This window comes from Alphaproteobacteria bacterium, from assembly GCA_016699305.1.
Classification (GTDB): Bacteria; Pseudomonadota; Alphaproteobacteria.
The window spans coordinates 1512841-1529338 of sequence record CP064970.1 but is presented as its reverse complement, the minus strand read 5'-3'; the positions used below and the strand labels follow the sequence as shown (position 1 = coordinate 1529338).

General features: G+C 57.2%; 18 protein-coding genes. 5 read left to right on the top strand and 13 right to left on the bottom strand.

The features are described 5' to 3' along the window. Positions 1–45 precede the first annotated feature (45 nt). Both IPI58_07235 and IPI58_07230 read right to left on the bottom strand, forming a co-directional pair. Complete coding sequence (locus IPI58_07235) at positions 46–504, bottom strand: hypothetical protein (protein ID QQR68633.1); 459 nt, start codon at positions 502–504, stop codon at positions 46–48. A 293-nt stretch (positions 505–797) separates the two neighbouring features. Then, on the bottom strand, positions 798–1967 hold the full coding sequence (locus tag IPI58_07230) for a Fic family protein (protein QQR68632.1): 1170 nt from the start codon (positions 1965–1967) through the stop codon (positions 798–800). A 348-nt stretch (positions 1968–2315) separates the two neighbouring features. Between IPI58_07230 and rpmB the strand changes: the two genes are divergently transcribed. Continuing rightward, positions 2316–2618, top strand: a complete 303-nt coding sequence (gene rpmB, locus IPI58_07225; protein QQR68631.1) for a 50S ribosomal protein L28 — start codon at positions 2316–2318, stop codon at positions 2616–2618. A 1-nt stretch (position 2619) separates the two neighbouring features. Further along, positions 2620–3852 (top strand): tRNA guanosine(34) transglycosylase Tgt, encoded by a 1233-nt coding sequence (gene tgt / locus IPI58_07220; protein QQR68630.1) that lies wholly within the window; start codon positions 2620–2622, stop codon positions 3850–3852. A gap of 1086 nt (positions 3853–4938) precedes the next feature. Here the strand turns inward: tgt and IPI58_07215 are convergent. Both IPI58_07215 and IPI58_07210 read right to left on the bottom strand, forming a co-directional pair. Then, complete coding sequence (locus IPI58_07215) at positions 4939–5394, bottom strand: hypothetical protein (GenBank protein QQR68629.1); 456 nt, start codon at positions 5392–5394, stop codon at positions 4939–4941. Positions 5395–5513: 119 nt separating this feature from the next. After that, positions 5514–5870, bottom strand: a complete 357-nt coding sequence (locus tag IPI58_07210) for a carboxymuconolactone decarboxylase family protein (protein QQR68628.1) — start codon at positions 5868–5870, stop codon at positions 5514–5516. A gap of 102 nt (positions 5871–5972) precedes the next feature. Between IPI58_07210 and IPI58_07205 the strand changes: the two genes are divergently transcribed. Further along, positions 5973–6458, top strand: coding sequence for an ABC transporter permease (locus tag IPI58_07205; protein ID QQR68627.1), 486 nt, complete (start codon positions 5973–5975; stop codon positions 6456–6458). 262 nt (positions 6459–6720) lie between these two features. Here the strand turns inward: IPI58_07205 and IPI58_07200 are convergent, their stop codons facing one another. The 3 genes from IPI58_07200 to IPI58_07190 all read right to left on the bottom strand — a co-directional run bounded on the left by IPI58_07200 (position 6721) and on the right by IPI58_07190 (position 8324). After that, positions 6721–7170, bottom strand: a complete 450-nt coding sequence (locus IPI58_07200) for a hypothetical protein (GenBank protein QQR68626.1) — start codon at positions 7168–7170, stop codon at positions 6721–6723. A gap of 243 nt (positions 7171–7413) precedes the next feature. Further along, on the bottom strand, positions 7414–7848 hold the full coding sequence (locus tag IPI58_07195) for a hypothetical protein (protein QQR68625.1): 435 nt from the start codon (positions 7846–7848) through the stop codon (positions 7414–7416). Between the two features lie 119 nt (positions 7849–7967). Further along, positions 7968–8324 carry a carboxymuconolactone decarboxylase family protein gene (locus IPI58_07190; protein QQR68624.1) on the bottom strand — a complete coding sequence of 119 codons (357 nt, stop codon included), beginning with the start codon at positions 8322–8324 and terminating at the stop codon, positions 7968–7970. A gap of 102 nt (positions 8325–8426) precedes the next feature. Here IPI58_07190 and IPI58_07185 point away from each other — a divergent pair, with 102 nt between their 5' ends. Continuing rightward, positions 8427–9683, top strand: coding sequence for a lipoprotein-releasing ABC transporter permease subunit (locus tag IPI58_07185; GenBank protein QQR68623.1), 1257 nt, complete (start codon positions 8427–8429; stop codon positions 9681–9683). Beyond that, positions 9676–10350 (top strand): ABC transporter ATP-binding protein, encoded by a 675-nt coding sequence (locus IPI58_07180; protein QQR68622.1) that lies wholly within the window; start codon positions 9676–9678, stop codon positions 10348–10350. The genes IPI58_07185 and IPI58_07180 overlap by 8 nt, the downstream gene beginning before the upstream one ends. Positions 10351–10379: 29 nt before the next feature. On the opposite strand, the gene recR is transcribed toward IPI58_07180, so the two are convergent. From recR to IPI58_07150, 6 genes are all read right to left on the bottom strand, one after another. Then, entirely contained in the window at positions 10380–10997 is a 618-nt protein-coding gene (recR, locus tag IPI58_07175) for a recombination protein RecR (protein QQR68621.1), read from the bottom strand. Between the two features lie 112 nt (positions 10998–11109). After that, the gene (locus tag IPI58_07170; protein ID QQR68620.1) at positions 11110–11835 is read right to left on the bottom strand and encodes an SDR family oxidoreductase; all 726 of its coding nucleotides are present in this window, start codon (positions 11833–11835) and stop codon (positions 11110–11112) included. A gap of 53 nt (positions 11836–11888) precedes the next feature. Continuing rightward, a complete protein-coding gene (gene pflA, locus IPI58_07165; protein ID QQR70073.1) occupies positions 11889–12632 on the bottom strand; it encodes a pyruvate formate lyase-activating protein in 744 nt (247 codons plus the stop codon). 73 nt (positions 12633–12705) lie between these two features. After that, on the bottom strand, positions 12706–14991 hold the full coding sequence (gene pflB / locus IPI58_07160; GenBank protein QQR68619.1) for a formate C-acetyltransferase: 2286 nt from the start codon (positions 14989–14991) through the stop codon (positions 12706–12708). Positions 14992–15317: 326 nt separating this feature from the next. Then, positions 15318–15860: an NADH-quinone oxidoreductase subunit B gene (locus IPI58_07155; GenBank protein QQR68618.1), complete on the bottom strand. Its 543-nt coding sequence runs from the start codon at positions 15858–15860 to the stop codon at positions 15318–15320. A gap of 48 nt (positions 15861–15908) precedes the next feature. After that, positions 15909–16484 (bottom strand): hypothetical protein, encoded by a 576-nt coding sequence (locus IPI58_07150; GenBank protein ID QQR68617.1) that lies wholly within the window; start codon positions 16482–16484, stop codon positions 15909–15911. Positions 16485–16498 lie beyond the last annotated feature (14 nt).

Here is a 16498-nt window from a genome sequence, read left to right as displayed (position 1 = left end):
AGGGTCGGGCACTATGACCAACGCGTGTTTAGAAGTGCCCTTATGCTATTTCCCAGTCCAGCAATACCAATCTATCTCCTGCACCAGAATGGGTTTGCTGCTGCGAATTCGGACTTCTGTGAATCGGCGATTCTTCAAGAATCCAGCGCCTTCCTCGGGCTGGGCCAAGCCAAAACCCGTATAAGCGCCAATGGAGACCGGGACAAGAGTAAAACGTTGGCCGCTTTGATCCAGCAATTCGACATGGATCACCACCGACGACCCATCAGGCAGGATCAGCCCTTCCGGTTTTGCCCAATCATTGACCCCCGGCAGCTTCATTCGGATGCGTTGACCGACTCTTTGGACCTCTAGGGGCTGCGCCATGGTAAAGACAGCCCATTCCGGCCCTAATTTTGTCGTCCCGGAAATTGAGCGGACCACGGCATCGTCCACCCCGCCACAGCCCGCAAGCCAAACGGAAGCGAGGGCGAGAATCGCCCTGCCATTTTTGATCAAAGACATCTTGTTCCTCCACGAGCAGAAGCTACCAAGGCAGATTGACTTCTTTTGACACCGCCATACTACGATGCGTCTAAGGCGATGGATATGGATATTGTTTTTCCATGCCCGATCCCCATCCGCGCAAATCCTGGAATCAGGTTATCTTGCCCACCGATTCAGCGCAATCCACGATCACAAGATCATTTTCGTCCTTTCCACCAAGAACATATCGAGACCGTGGCGCAGTCTGGTTCGCGCGCCAGTTTTGGGTACTGGAGGCCCCCGGTTCGAATCCGGGCGCCCCGACCCGTTTTCTATCGTTCCAAAGGCTCGGTGCCTTTGTTCAGGATGTCCATATAGGCGGTATAGGCGTATTTCTTGTACCGCTCTTTGCCGGTGATTTCCTGGACCATTCCCAGGCTTTCAAGCACGGCCAGGCCGCGAAGCACGGTTTGTGCCGAAAGACCGGAAGATTTCTTGATCATTGTCGTGTTTGTCACGGGATGGCGCTGCAAATGCTCGTGAACGGCCAGGGCCGCGGCTTTGGAGCTTCCTGCTTGGCGAATAGCGCCCCTATCTTTTTCGAAGAGCTTTAGGACAGCTTGTGCCGTTTCCACCGCATGATCGGCGGTTTCACGCACGCCCGTCAGGAAAAATTCGATCCAGGATTCCCAATCCCCCGTCTCACGCACGGATTGAAGATGATCATAATAAGCCTGCCGATGCGTTTTCAGATAAAGGCTTAGATACAGCAGGGGTTCTTTCATCACCCCTTCAACGCACAGCATCAACGTGATCAACAACCGTCCCAAACGACCATTGCCATCCAGGAAAGGATGGATGCTTTCAAATTGCACATGAGCCAGGGCGGCTTTGACCAGGATGGGCAGACGCACGCTGCGGTCATGCAGGAATTTTTCGAACGCATCCAATACTTCCATCAATCTTTCGGGCGGGGGCGGCACATAACGCGCATGGCCAGGTCGAAACCCACCGATCCAGTTCTGCGACCGGCGAAATTCACCGGGGTCTTTGTCCTTGCCTCGGCTGTGGCTCAACAAGATGTCGTGTATTTCACGCAATAATCGCAAAGAAAGGGGGAGTTCTTGAATGCGCTCCAACCCATATGTCATGGCCGCGACATAACAGGATGTTTCCTGAACATCATGGATGGGCACACCAGGGGCCTCATTCGCTTCGTGCGACAATAGATCCGTCAATGTCGATTGCGTGCCCTCAATTTGCGACGATAACACCGCCTCTTTACGAATATACATATACAAGAACAGCGATATATCGGGCAGTAACGTGCTGATCCCTTCCAAGCGTCCCAAGGCCAGATTGGCCTTTTCCAGCATGGGATACAGCCTTTCCATGTCCAGGGGCGGCTGTGGCGGCAGAGGCGGCGGGATATAGGCGCGGTAAGGCTCGGGGCTGCCCATTGCGCATGTCACATATTCCCCGATGCGTTTATTCTCTGTCATGAATCCTCCTTAGTTCCAAAAATATGATTTTCTGGAACTAAGCCAAATCTAAGTTCCATTTTTGGGCATTGTCAATTTCTAAATTCCAGAAACACGATTTTCTGGAACTAGGCCGAATTTAAGTTCCATCTTTGGAAGTTGCCAATTCATAAGTTCCAAAAACAATAGAAATTGGAATTTAAAATGACTTTGCGCCCCCCATGTCATGGAAAGGTAGAAAATAGGGCGAATAGTCATGCCAATGAGGAGCTTGTGCGTTGGCGGCAACCCATCTCCCTTCCTGATGCTTGACAACCCGCCCCTAAACCCCCTAAAAAGCCCCGTCAGTGTTGAAGGAGTTTACGTACCATGTCACGCGTCTGTGCCGTTACCGGCAAGAAGGTTCAGTTCGGCCATAATGTCAGCCACGCCAACAACAAAACCTCGCGGCGGTGGTTGCCGAATTTGCAGATTTGCTCGTTCCCCAGCGATATTCTGGGACGGCGTGTTTCTTTGCGCGTGACGGCCAACGGCATCCGCACGATCGAGCATAATGGCGGCATCGACGCCTTCTTGCTGGGTGCGAAGGCGGACAAATTGTCGATCGACGCGCGGCGGCTGAAAAAGTCGTTGGAAAGCGCCAAGGCCAAGAAGGAAGCGGCTGTCGCCTGACGTGGTTGCGGCTTCGCGCTCTTCCCTTTATCCGAATTTCGCGTTTGAGGTTGTCCATCAGGACCCCGGCTCTTCGGCGCGTGTCGGGCGTCTGACGACGCCGCATGGCGTGCTAGAGACGCCCAGTTTCGTGTTTTGCGGCACCAAGGCGGCGCTTAAGGCCATGGCCCCGCGCGATCTGTTGGGTGTGGGCGGCGAGATCATTCTGGCCAATACCTATCATCTGTTGGTCCTGGGCAGCGGCGATGTGATCGAGGAAGCCGGCGGCCTGCACGGCTTTATGGCCTGGGACCGTCCCATGCTGACCGACTCAGGCGGCTTTCAAATCTTTTCCCTGGGCGGCCACGGCACGGTGACGGACGAGGTCAAGCGCAAACGCGTCACCGCCCGTCCGGCCAGCCTGTTGGCCTTGACCGAGGAAGGGGCCAAGTTTCGATCCTACCGCAACGGCGCGGCATTGACCTTGACGCCCGAATCCAGCGTGGCCCTGCAACGCCAATTGGGCGCGGATTTGATCATGCCTTTGGACGAATGCACCTCGTATCACGATGATCGCGGTTATACCGAAAGCTCGATGCGGCGCAGCCATCGCTGGGAAGAGCGCTCATTGCAAGAATTCGAGCGCGGCAATGACGGTCGCCAGGCGCTTTATGGCATCGTGCAAGGCGGCAAATGGGAAGACCTGCGCCGCGAAAGCGCCCAATGGGTCAGCGACCAGCCTTTCTTCGGCGTGGCCATCGGCGGGCCTTTGGGCGATCACGCCGATATGATCGTCGAACAGGTGGCCCAGGGCGCGCGTCACGCCACACGCGACCGTCCCATGCATATTCTGGGCATCGGCGGGATTCCCGATATTCTGGCCAATGTGCGCGCCAACGGCGCGGATACCTTCGATTGCGTCCAACCCACGCGCTTGGCTCGGCATGGCTGGGCTTTGTTCAAAGGCACGCGGCGCGGCCGGCTGAACATCCGCAACGCCGCCTTTCGCCATGACCGGCGACCGGTGGACGAGAGCTGCCTTTGCCCCAGTTGCCGCGATTTTTCGCGCAGCTATCTGCATCACCTGATGCATCACGGCGAATTGCTGGGCATGCAAGCCTTGGCCATCCACAACGCCGCCACCATGATGCGCCTGATGCGCGACATCCGCGCCGCCATCCCCGCCGGCACCTTGCCTCAATTGGAAAAGGAATGGCTGGAAGGACGGGAAGAGGAAGATAAGGCATCGGCATGATCATCATGATGGCCTTATCCGGACATACCACCCCCAGGATATTTGAAACAAAGCAACAGTCAGAGGGATCGAAACCGCCAAAAGTCAAAAGACGTTCTCCAGGGCGAAGGCTGAACCATCGTTCGCCACAAACAGACCCGTGCAGGCCCGTAGGAGGGGCAAGGAAGGGCCTGTAGGGAAAAAAGCTAGGGCAGGAGCATCCAGACCATTTCAGGCCATCCACGCCCCGTTAAAACGGAAAAGTCAAAAGATGGTTCGGCAGGATAACAAGGATGTCGGCAGACGCGACGAACACAAAAACGCGCCTTGAATGAAATCGGTAAGGTCAGCTTATTTCACGACGCAGGGGCCATCTCCACAAGTATTAGGTTTTGTGGGTAAGCTATTTGCCGCTGTGTTGCTGCTGTTTGCGCACCCGCCGCCGGTCAGTCTATAGGAGTTATATGCATGTGAGGAAAGGGTTCCTTCTGCTAGAGTACACTTGTCTGTTGTGCAGGAACCGCTTCCTGTGCAGCAATACGCCAAATTGGCTCCATTTGTCATGTACGTCGTTCCAGTGCAATTTGCCCCAGAGAAATAAGCATAAGCATTAACTCCATTTGCACCACATTCGAAAGCGTCCAACGTCTTAACCACGCCAGTGGTCTCATTGGCATAAAGCGTATGCAGGCACGTATTGCTACTTATATCCGCTGAATTTAATGTCCCAAGATAATTGCCTACAACCGTTGTTCCGTCAGACTTGTAAACCCTCAGCTTTGAACTACTCGCCAACTGAATCCAGCCCGTTCCATTGCAGCCCTCAAATTGGCCGCCGGTATAACGGATATATCCGGCCTTCGTAGAATCGCATGTGGCGGATGTCGTACCCAGTAGGACGGCATTGGATACCCAGACCCCGCCGGTACAGGTGAGAAAGCCATCGCTATTGGCGTTCGCTCCTTCTTGGGTACACGCCGCGCCGGGCGTGGCCCATGCTGCGGCAAAGCTAGGTAGACCAAGACTGACACCGACCAGCAGCGTCGCAAGAGCAATCATGGCATTCCTCATGAGCAGCCTCATTCCGTAGAGCATTCACCTTGCCGTTTATTCTTTTACACAAGTACAACTTGAAATACCTCCTTCCTCTACAAAAATCGTCCCACAGGAATAACCAGATGCGGCAGCAGAGTTACAAGCGGTACGTTGTTTACGGACATATATAATAGCTTGCCCCGCCCCATTTATAATAGCTTGGCACCCTGCGCCCCATTTATCTATAGTAATTGCATATGGTTTAGCTGACCTTTGTACCGAGGTAAGAAGGCACCCGCCGGTAATTCCGCCGCCTGGTCCTGATGAGGTCATAGCCTTCCATTCCTGAACATTTTCCGGGGCGGCTTTACCCGTTTCTAGGCAAGCGATGATATTTTGCTTGTCATCGGCCATTTTCGTTGTGCCGATTTGCGCGGCGGTGCAAGGCTGTCCGGGCAGTTCTGCATGAGCGGAGAGAGGCCCAGCGAACAGGGCCAGCATAAAACCGATGATCGTCTTTTTCAGCATGGCGTCCATTCCTTATTGCGAGAGGAAGCAGGTCAATTCATCATAGCTCTATCTTTCACATCTTAACAATCTCTTAAAATGTGAAAGCAAAGCTCCACAACCATCCTTGCGAGCGATGATTAGCCTTCTTTGTCCGCTTCGGCGAATTGGTCGAAAGCCTCCAGGGCCTGGGCGGCGTACATGACATTGGGGCCCGCCCCCATATAGATGGCCATGCCCATGGCTTCCAAGACTTCGGCGCGGCTGGCCCCTAATTTCACAGCGGCCTCGGCGTGATAACCGATGCAGCCATCGCAACGCGCGGCGATTCCTAACGCCAGAGAGATCAATTCCTTGGTCTTGGGGTCCAACGCGCCGGGCTTCATCACCGCCTCATGCATCTGACCAAAGGCCTTCATCACATCGGGGATGCCCTCGCGCGTCTTTTTCAGCGCGGGAGATAGGGTGCCGGTCACTTCCAGCCAGTTCTTATGCATGTTCCATGCTCCTTCTAAGATTATGCCTCGACAAGGGCAGAGCCGCATTATGCCACATTTTTTCCACCCTTTCCGATCCTCCATACGCTAGAAGATAGGGTCATGAGCGGATTTGGAAATTTTGAATGCCTTGTGGCCGGACGCTATCTGCGTTCCCGGCGGCAGGAGGGATTCATCTCGGTCATCACCTGGTTCTCGCTGATCGGCATCGCGTTGGGCGTGGCCACGTTGATTATCGTCATGTCGGTGATGAATGGCTTCCGCCAAGAGCTGTTCCAGCGCGTTCTGGGCCTGAACGGCCATATCAATCTCTACGCCATGACCGGCACGCTCAATGGCTGGGAGCCGATGGTGCCCAAATTACAGGCCGTGCCGGGCGTGCGCTCGGTCGATCCCCTGGTCGAAGGGCAAGGCTTGCTGACCTATCGCGGCTTTGCCACCGGCGTGGTGATACGCGGCCTGCCCGCCGATGTGCTGCGCCAGCGTCCCATCCTTAGCCACGGCATCGTGGCGGGATCGTTGGACGATCTGACCGGCATGCGGGTGTTGATTGGCCGCCGGCATAGCGGATATAACCGGCCTTCGTAGAATCGCATGTGGCGGATGTGGTGCCCAGTAGGACGGCATTGGATACCCAGACCCCGCCCGTACAGGTGAGAAAGCCATCGCTGTTCGCATTCGCGCCCTCTTGGGTACAAGCCGCTCCCGGTGTGGCCCATGCTGCGGCAAAGCTAGGCAGACCGAGACTGACACCGACCAGCAGCGTCGCAAGAGCAATCATGGCATTCCTCATGGCGTCCATTCCTTAGCGGCGACGGAAGCGCGGCCCTCTTGAGAGCCGCGCCCCCCGTTATTCTTTCACGCAAATACAACCCTGTATGCCAGCCCAACTCCCACCACATGAGTAACCAGTGGCCGCAGCGGAGGCACAAATGCCATTAGAGCCGCTAGTGAAGCGATAAATCCCTTCTTTATCCGTACCAGGAGCATTGTGGTCGAATGGTCTACACCCCTTTCCCCATCTGCTATTAGCCCGCATGTGATCGGTGCTTACATAGAGAATTGAACATCCCCCTGTTATTCCCCCCCCACCTCCAGAAGACATAGACTTCCATTCCTGGACGTTTTCTGGCTTGGCTTTACCCGTTACGAGGCAAGCAATAATGTTTTGTTGATCATCGGCCATTTTCGTTGTGCCGATTTGCGCGGCGGTGCAAGGCTGTCCGGGCAGTTCTGCATGAGCGGAGAGAGGCCCAGCGAACAGGGCCAGCATAAAACCGATGATCGTCTTTTTCAGCATGGCGTCCATTCCTTATTGCGAGAGGAAGCAGGTCAATTGAATATAGCCATGTCTTTCACATCCTAACAACCTCTTAAAATGCGAAAGCGCGGCCCCCTTGAGAGCCGCGCCCCGGTGTTACCCTGTGCGGTCATCGGCTTCCCAGCCTGTACCGCCCTCAACCTCTATCCCCTCAGTATCCGCCGCGCCAGGTAAAATTCAAAAGACGGTTCGGCAGGATAACGGCGCAACGCCAAGAGAAGACTAATTTTTGCTGCACAGATAAAACTGAACACTGTTCGAGATCCGGCCTGTTGGGCCACATGCATAGCCCGGTTCTGGTTTTGGTACAGGGAACCAATATGATTGGCTTAACTCACTATTCGGTATTGGTACTATATTAGTTGTGCAACCTTTGCCCCAAAGACCTACTACACGGTAATTACCAGGATGGTCAATCGTGCATCCCCCCGTTACTCCCCCTCCACCACCTGATGATGTCATAGCTTTCCATTCCTGGACGTTCTCCGGGGCGGCTTTACCCGTTTCTAGGCAAGCGATGATATTTTGCTTGTCATCGGCCATCTTCGTTGTGCCGATTTGCGCGGCGGTGCAAGGCTGTCCGGGCAGTTCTGCATGAGCGGAGAGAGGCCCAGCGAACAGGGCCAGCATAAAACCGATGATCGTCTTTTTCAGCATGGCGTCCATTCCTTATTGCGAGAGGAAGTAGGTCAATTCATCATAGCTCTATCTTTCACATCTTAACAATCTCTTAAAATGTGAAAGCAAAGCTCCACAACCATCCTTGCGAGCGATGATTAGCCTTCTTTGTCCGCTTCGGCGAATTGGTCGAAAGCCTCCAGGGCCTGGGCGGCGTACATGACATTGGGGCCCGCTCCCATATAGATGGCCATGCCCATGGCTTCTAGAACTTCGGCGCGGCTTGCGCCCAGCTTAACGGCGGCTTCGGCGTGATAGCCGATACAGCCATCGCAGCGCGCGGCGATTCCTAACGCCAGAGAGATCAATTCCTTGGTCTTGGGATCCAGGGCCCCGGGCTTCATCACCGCCTCATGCATCTGACCAAAGGCCTTCATCACATCGGGGATGCCCTCGCGCGTCTTTTTCAGCGCGGGGGATAGGGTGCCGGTCACTTCCAGCCAGTTCTTATGCATGTTCCATGCTCCTTCTAAGATTATGCCTCGACAAGGGCAGAGCCGCATTATGCCACATTTTTTCCACCCTTTCCGATCCTCCATACGCTAGAAGATAGGGTCATGAGCGGATTTGGAAATTTTGAATGCCTTGTGGCCGGACGCTATCTGCGTTCCCGGCGGCAGGAGGGATTCATCTCGGTCATCACCTGGTTCTCGCTGATCGGCATCGCGTTGGGCGTGGCCACGTTGATTATCGTCATGTCGGTGATGAATGGCTTTCGCCAAGAGCTGTTCCAGCGCGTTCTGGGCCTGAACGGCCATATCAATCTCTACGCCATGACCGGCACGCTCAATGGCTGGGAGCCGATGGTGCCCAAATTGCAGGCCGTGCCGGGCGTGCGCTCGGTCGATCCCCTGGTCGAAGGGCAAGGCTTGCTGACCTATCGCGGCTTTGCCACCGGCGTGGTGATACGCGGCCTGCCCGCCGATGTGCTGCGCCAGCGTCCCATCCTTAGCCACGGCATCGTGGCGGGATCGTTGGACGATCTGACCGGCATGCGGGTGTTGATTGGCCGCCGGTTGTCGGACCGGCTGGGCGTGGGCGTGGGCGATAAGATCACCGTGCTGAGTCCCAACAGCCTGGCCACCGCCCTTGGCCCCATGCCGCGCCAAGCGGTCTTTACCATTGCCGCGATCTTTGATGTCGGCATGTATGAATATGACAACGGATTCCTGTTCGCCGCGCGCGAGACGGCCGCGCAGTTCTTGGGATTGGGCTCTGCTGTCAGTTCGCTCGATATCATGGTGGACAACCCGCAGGACCTGGTAAAAACGCGCGCGCGCCTGGACCTGTTGGCGCGAGATCTGCCCCAGCCCGTCCGCCTTCTGGATTGGAAGCAAGCCCATGCCAGTTTCGTCAATGCGCTGGAGGTGGAGCGCAATGTGATGTTCGTCATTCTGACCCTTATTATTCTGGTCGCCGCCTTTAACATCATCTCGGGGCTGGTGATGCTGGTGCAGGACAAGGGATCCGACATTGCCATCTTGCGCACCATGGGCGCCTCGCGCGGCATGGTGTTGCGCGTGTTTCTCTTATGCGGCATGGCCATTGGCGTGGCTGGTACGCTTTCGGGCCTGGCCTTGGGCGTCGCCTTTGCCCTGAACATCGAATCCATCCGGCAATTCATGCAAAGCCTGATCGGGCACGACCTGTTCTCCGCCGAGATCTATTTCCTGTCGCGTCTGCCCGCCGTTATGGATTGGGCCGAGGTGACGCAAGTCGCCCTGATGGCGTTGGGACTTTCTTTCCTGGCCACGATCTATCCGGCATGGCGCGCCGCTTCGCTCGATCCGGTGGAGGCGCTGCGTTATGAATGAGCCGGTCCTGGCCCTTGAATCCATCGAGCGTCGCTTCGGCGCAGGCGAACAAGGCGTGGCCGTCTTGCGCGGCGCATGCCTGGCCGTCCATCGCGGCCAACGCGCCGCTTTGGTCGGCCCTTCGGGCGCAGGGAAATCCACCTTGCTGCATATCGCGGGATTGTTGGAGCGCCCCGATGCGGGCCGCGTGCGCCTATTGGGCCGCGACACCGGAACCCTAGGCGAGGCCGAGCGCACCCGCATGCGCCGTCTGAAACTGGGCTTTGTCTATCAATATCATCACCTGTTGCCCGAATTCTCGGCGCAGGAGAATGTGGCCTTGCCGATCATCATGACGGGCGCAACGCCCGCCAAGGCCAAGGCGCGGGCGCTTGATCTGCTGGACGCGGTGGGGCTGGCCGCACGCGCCACGCACCGCCCGGGCCAGCTTTCGGGCGGCGAGCAACAGCGCGTGGCCATCGCGCGCGCCTTGGCCAACGACCCCGCCTTGCTGATCGCCGACGAGCCGACCGGAAATCTGGATCCGGGAACCGCCGATCGCGTCTTTGACATGTTGACGGAGCTGGCGCGCGTCCGAGGTCTGGCTATCTTGATGGCCACACATAACCACGACCTGGCCCGCCGCATGGATCGCACCTGGCGTTTAGAACAAGGCGTGACGGTCTAATACCACTCCCCAATGTTGATGTCAGGCGATCAACCCCATTTGCCGCGCGCCTGCAAGGCGGTGGCCAGGGTGCCATCGTCCAGATAATCCAACTCGCCGCCGACCGGCACGCCCAGGGCCAGCCGCGTCAGGGTTAAGGTCGCTCCGGAGGCGGCCAGACGCTGGGCGATATAATGCGCGGTGGTCTGTCCCTCGACCGTGGCGTTCAGGGCTAAGATAATCTCACGCGTGCCTGTCGCATGCGCCCTTTGCTCCAATAATCCAAGGCGCAGGTCGTCAGGCCCGATGCCGTCCAAGGCCGAAAGAGCGCCGCCCAAGACATGATAATGGCCATGAAAAACACCGCTGCGCTCGACGGCCCATAAATCGGCGACATCCTCAACCACGCAGATCAACCCGCCATCGCGGCTCGGATCGCGGCACAACCCGCAAGGGTCTTGCGTATCCAGATTGCCGCAGGCGGTGCAGGACCGCAGTCGGGCATCCACCACGCGCAGCGCATCGCCCAGAGGCCGCAACAGTGTTTCGCGCTTCTTCAGCAAGGCCAAAGCCGCCCGCCGCGCCGAACGCGGCCCCAAGCCAGGCAGACGCGCCAGCAGTCGGATCAAATCGGCCAAGGGGTCGGGGGAGTCAGGTGTGTCAGTCACTTCCTATCCATAGCGAGAAATCAGCGATTGCGGCCTGGAACGCTTTCCACACCATCGTCACTATATCAAGATTTATGGCCGTTCGTAGCCCGAGATGCAGGAAAATTCCTTATTACCACGGCAGAGTTTCGCCTTGATAAGTCAAGAAACTACCGGATTGCTGAGGCGTTGCCATGTCAATGACACGGCGTAGTCCTTTGGCGCTTTCTGGTACAGGAACAGTGGCCGAGGGGCCACCCATGTCGGTCTGCACCCAACCGGGATGCAAGGTCAGCACGGTCATGCCATGCTTGCGAAGGCTCATCGACAGCAGTCTTGCCACCATGTTCAATGCAGCCTTGCTGGTGCGGTAGGGATAGAATCCACCGTCCTCTTCCATTAAAGCCCCAATTGAACCCATAAAAGACGTGATCATCACGATCTTCTTTTGGTCACTGGCGGCGATATGGTCGGTGAAAGCCTCGATCATCTTGGTCGGCGCCAAAGTGTTCACCTCCAGCACCTGCCTCCATGCCGCATAGTCCAAATCTCCAAAATCCTGATGTGGTTGGGGCGCGTCAGGGATAAAGGCCCCTCCACCGAAGACTCCCGCGCAGTTAATCAGTACGTCAATCGGTTGACCGCGCAACTCAATGGCCAAGCGGTCCACGGCAGCAAAATCCGTAACATCCAACGCATGAATCCGAATATGGGCGTTTTGTCGGGCGGCTTCTTGTAAGGCGACGGCTTTGTCAGGCGCACGCGCCATAGCCTGCACATCCCACCCGTCTGCCGCATACTGCCGCACCAGCTCTAAGCCAATGCCACGACTGCTGCCGGTGATCAGGACGTTGGGCATGTCTGATACTCCCTAAAACAAAGAAAGTAACTCGATAGACGTATATCACAGTTTCAAACAGCGTCCAACCCATACTGGGCAAAGATGGAGCGCGCGCGGGCGATATCTTCGGGCGGCGGCGGCGGCGTGGCCTTGAGCCGATAGGGCAAACCCAATTCCTCGTATTTGTACTCGCCCATTTTATGAAAGGGCAGAATCTCGACACGGCGAATATTGCCAAGCTTGGCGGCGTAGCCGGCCAAACCCTCAATCGCGCCCCAGTTATCCGTCAAACCCGGCACCAGCACATAGCGCAGCCAGACATCCTGGCCCCGCCGCGCCAAGCGCTGGGCAAAGGTCAAGGTCGGATGCAAAGGCGCGCCGGTGATATCCACATGAGCTTGCGGATCAAAGGATTTAACGCATAAAAGCACCAGATCAGCCATATCCAGCAGCGTGTCATCGGCGGCCTCGCCCAGATAACCGGACGTGTCAATGGCGGTATGCAGACCCATAGCCTTGCACCCACCGAGCAAAGCGCGCACGAAATGCGGCTGGCATAAAGGCTCGCCGCCGCTGATGGTGACGCCCCCATTGGTGCTGGTTAGGAAATCACGGTATTGGGCGATTTCGGTCAGCAGCTCGGCCGTCGTCGCCATATAGCCATTCTTCATGTGCCGCGAGTCGGGGTTATGGCAATAGGCGCATTGTAACGGGCAGCCTGTGGTAAAGACCACAAAGCGCAGCCCTGGCCCATCGACGGCCCCGGCGGTTTCTACCGAGTGGATGTATCCTTGCGCGCCTTCGGCCACGACCAAACCCTTTTCCCACTCTGCCGCAAGTATCGGCAGCGGTGAGGGAGAGGAGTCGGGCGATCCGATGGTGGACACGTCATAGACACTCGTGGAAGGTGCGGCTGACCACGTCTTGTTGTTGTTCGCGCGTCAGCTTGATGAAGGGCACAGCATAGCCCGACACCCGCACGGTCAGTTGCGGATAGTTTTCGGGATGCTCCATGGCGTCCAGCAGCATGGCGCGGTCCAGCGTATTCACGTTCAGGTGATGCGCCTTGCGGCCAAAATAGCTGTCCAACATTCCCACCAGATTGCTGACCCGCTCGCGCTCGGTCTTGCCCAAAGCGCCCGGCACCACCGAGAAGGTGTTCGAGATGCCGTCTTGCGAATGCTGATAAGGCAGCTTGGCCACCGAGGCCAGCGAGGCCAAGGCACCCTTCTTGTCGCGGCCATGCATGGGGTTCGCTCCCGGAGCGAAGGGCACGCCCGCCTTGCGGCCATCGGGCGTGTTGCCGGTCTTCTTGCCATAGACGACGTTCGAGGTGATGGTCAGCACCGATTGCGTCGGAACGGCGTCGCGATATGTGGGCCGCTGGCGCAGCTTGTCCATAAAGCTTTCCACCAGAGCCACGGCGATGCCGTCCACGCGGTCGTCGTTGTTGCCGTAACAGGGGAAGCCGCCCTCGGTGACGAAATCGGTGATCAGACCGCGCTCGTCGCGCACCACTTTGACCTTGGCATGCTTGATGGCGCTGAGCGAATCCGCCGTGACCGAGATGCCCGCGATGCCGCAGGCCATGGTGCGCAGAATATCGCGGTCATGCAGGGCCATTTCAAGCCGCTCATAACAATATTTATCATGCATGGTGTGGATGATGTTCAGCGCGTCCATATAGGTGTCGGCCAACCAATCCATCATCTTGTCCAGGCGCCTCATGACGTCGTCATAAGTCAGCACCTCGCCGCCAAAGGCCTCGGAGACGGGAGCCACCTGCTCGCCGCTGACCTCGTCGCGCCCGCCGTTCAAGGCGTAAAGCAGCGTCTTGGCCAAATTCGCGCGCGCGCCGAAGAACTGCATCTGCTTGCCGATACGCATCGCCGATACGCAGCAAGCGATGCCGTAATCATCGCCCCAATAAGGACGCATCAGATCGTCGTTCTCGTACTGGATGGCGCTGGTGGCCAGCGACATCTTGGCGCAATAACGCTTAAAGGCGGGGGGCAGAGCCTCGGACCACAGCACGGTCAGATTCGGCTCGGGCGCGGGGCCCATATTGGTCAGGGTGTGCATAAAGCGATAGCTGGTCTTGGTGACCAAGGACCGTCCGTCTTCGCCCACGCCGCCGATCGACTCGGTCACCCATGTGGGATCGCCCGAGAACAATTCGTTATATTCAGGCGTGCGGGCAAAGCGCACCATGCGCAGCTTCATCACGAAGTGATCGATGATCTCTTGCGCGTCAGACTCGGACAACGTGCCATCGGCCAAATCGCGCTCAAAGTAGATATCCAGGAAGGTTGACACACGGCCCAGCGACATGGCCGCGCCGTTTTGCTCCTTCACCGCAGCCAAATAGGCCATATACAGCCACTGCACGGCCTCACGCGCATTCGCGGCGGGACGAGAAACGTCAAAGCCATAACCGGACGCCATCTGCTCCAGCTCTTTCAACGCGCGGATCTGCTCGGAGATTTCTTCGCGCAGGCGGATGCTGTAGTCGTTGATGGGCTTGGCCAAAGAGGCATGCTGTTCCTGCTTGTCGCGGATCAACCGCGCCGTGCCGTACAGCGCCACGCGGCGATAATCGCCGATGATACGGCCACGACCATAGGCGTCGGGAAGCCCGGTGATGATGCCCGAACCACGCGCCTTGCGAATATCGTCGGTATAGGCGTCAAAGACACCCTGGTTGTGGGTCTTGCGGTATTTGGTGAAGATCTCGGTGACTCGCGGCGAGATTTCATAGCCATAGGCCTTGAGGGAATCTTGCGCCATGCGGATGCCGCCATAGGGCATCAAGGCGCGCTTGAGCGGCGCTTCAGTCTGCAGCCCCACGATCTTTTCAAGTCCCGCATCGATATAGCCCGGCGTGTGAGAGACGATGGACGAAACCACATCCGTGTCCATATCCAACGTGCCGCCCTTGGCGATCTCGGCCCTCACCAGATCCAAAACTTTGTCCCACAGCTTGGCGGTGCGATCGGTGACGGGAGCCAGGAAAGATTCATCGCCGCTATACGGCTTCACATTCGATTGAATAAAATCTCGCACATTGATCTCGTCCTGCCAGACGGATCCCACGAACGGGCTTCGATTGGCGGCAAGGGCGGCGCGAGGTTGAGGGGATGATCCAGATGCCAATACTGCTGCCGGTGTGCTCATGATGCTTCTCCCCCCGTTTATTTTTCTTCGTCGGATTGTTTCTATCACCGGGCCGGTTCTATCCGGTCGCGCTGAAAAAACTCTTGCTCGGACGCGCGATATTTAATCTTCCACGAAATGATTAAACAAGTCTAAACATTCATCAATTTTGCATTGCAGCAAAATACGTTAGCACGCATGCCCCCGTCTTCGCCTCTCGTCAAAACACGCTCTGAAACACGATGAGAGGCCTATCAAATTAATCAAGAATTGCCCTTGGTTAAGCCACAAACATCTGCCCTAAAAGATCGGGCCTCTCCCCCCTGAGTTGTGGAGACAGGAAGCGATTATCGACCGCTGGCGGTGCGACGGATTTTTCGGTGCAGATGCAAGATGCCGTAAATCAGCGCCTCGGCCGTGGGCGGACAACCGGGGACATAGACATCCACGGGCACGATGCGGTCGCAACCGCGCACGACCGAATAAGAATAATGATAATAACCGCCGCCATTGGCGCAGGAACCCATGGAAATCACATAGCGCGGCTCGGCCATCTGGTCATAGACGCGGCGCAAGGCAGGGGCCATTTTGTTGGTCAAAGTGCCCGCCACGATCATGACATCGGATTGGCGCGGCGAAGGACGCGGGAACATGCCAAAGCGATCCAGGTCATAGCGGCTCATATAGGCGTGGATCATCTCGACCCCGCAGCAGGCCAAACCGAAAGTCATCGGCCACATCGAGCCGGTACGCGCCCAGGCCAACAGCTCATCCAGCTTTGTCAGCAAAAACCCCTCGCCCGCCACGGCCTCGCCCAGGCGACGCACCCCCTCGTCCGGCGTCAATGTGCCGGGAATGATGGGAACGACGGGAGATGGGATGATGTCCATGATCGGCAGACTACATCACTTGGAAGCCCTGCGCCAACCGATCAAATCTTATGAAGCCGCCAAGCGCGTCACAGGCTTTTTTTGGGGCGGGATCGAGAGCATGGAGGTTAAACTGCCCATGACCAGCAAGGCGTAAACCGGCAGCATGCGGTATCGACCGTTCACCGCGTCGGTCACGATCAAAGGCAAAAGGCCGGCCCCGCTGACGATCCCATAAAACGGCCTGGGATTGGCCAGAAGGCGCAGAAAGCATGACTTGCCGTGGCGGGTTTTGGCCCAAGGCGAGGTCAAAGGCTCGGTCGCGGCGGGCAAGGTGGCCAGAGCCGTCATCGTCCAACCCAGCCAGGTCAAGGGAACAAAGGCCATCAGTTGCGAAGATTGAATCACGCTCAGCCCCAGCCAAGCCAGGCTAACCGAAATGGGAAAACCAAACCGCATATGACCGCACAGCAGGGAAAAACCCGTTGCGGCCAGCATGATGCCCCCGCCCGAGGACTCGGCCCAAGTGCCGCCCCAACCGACCATCGACGCCGACAGGGCATTGCCGCTGAGCCAAAAGCCAGAGGCGATATTGGCCCCGTATTTGGCCGTCAATGCGCGTAGCGGATGCATACCAAGCGTCACAAGCCGGTTCTTTC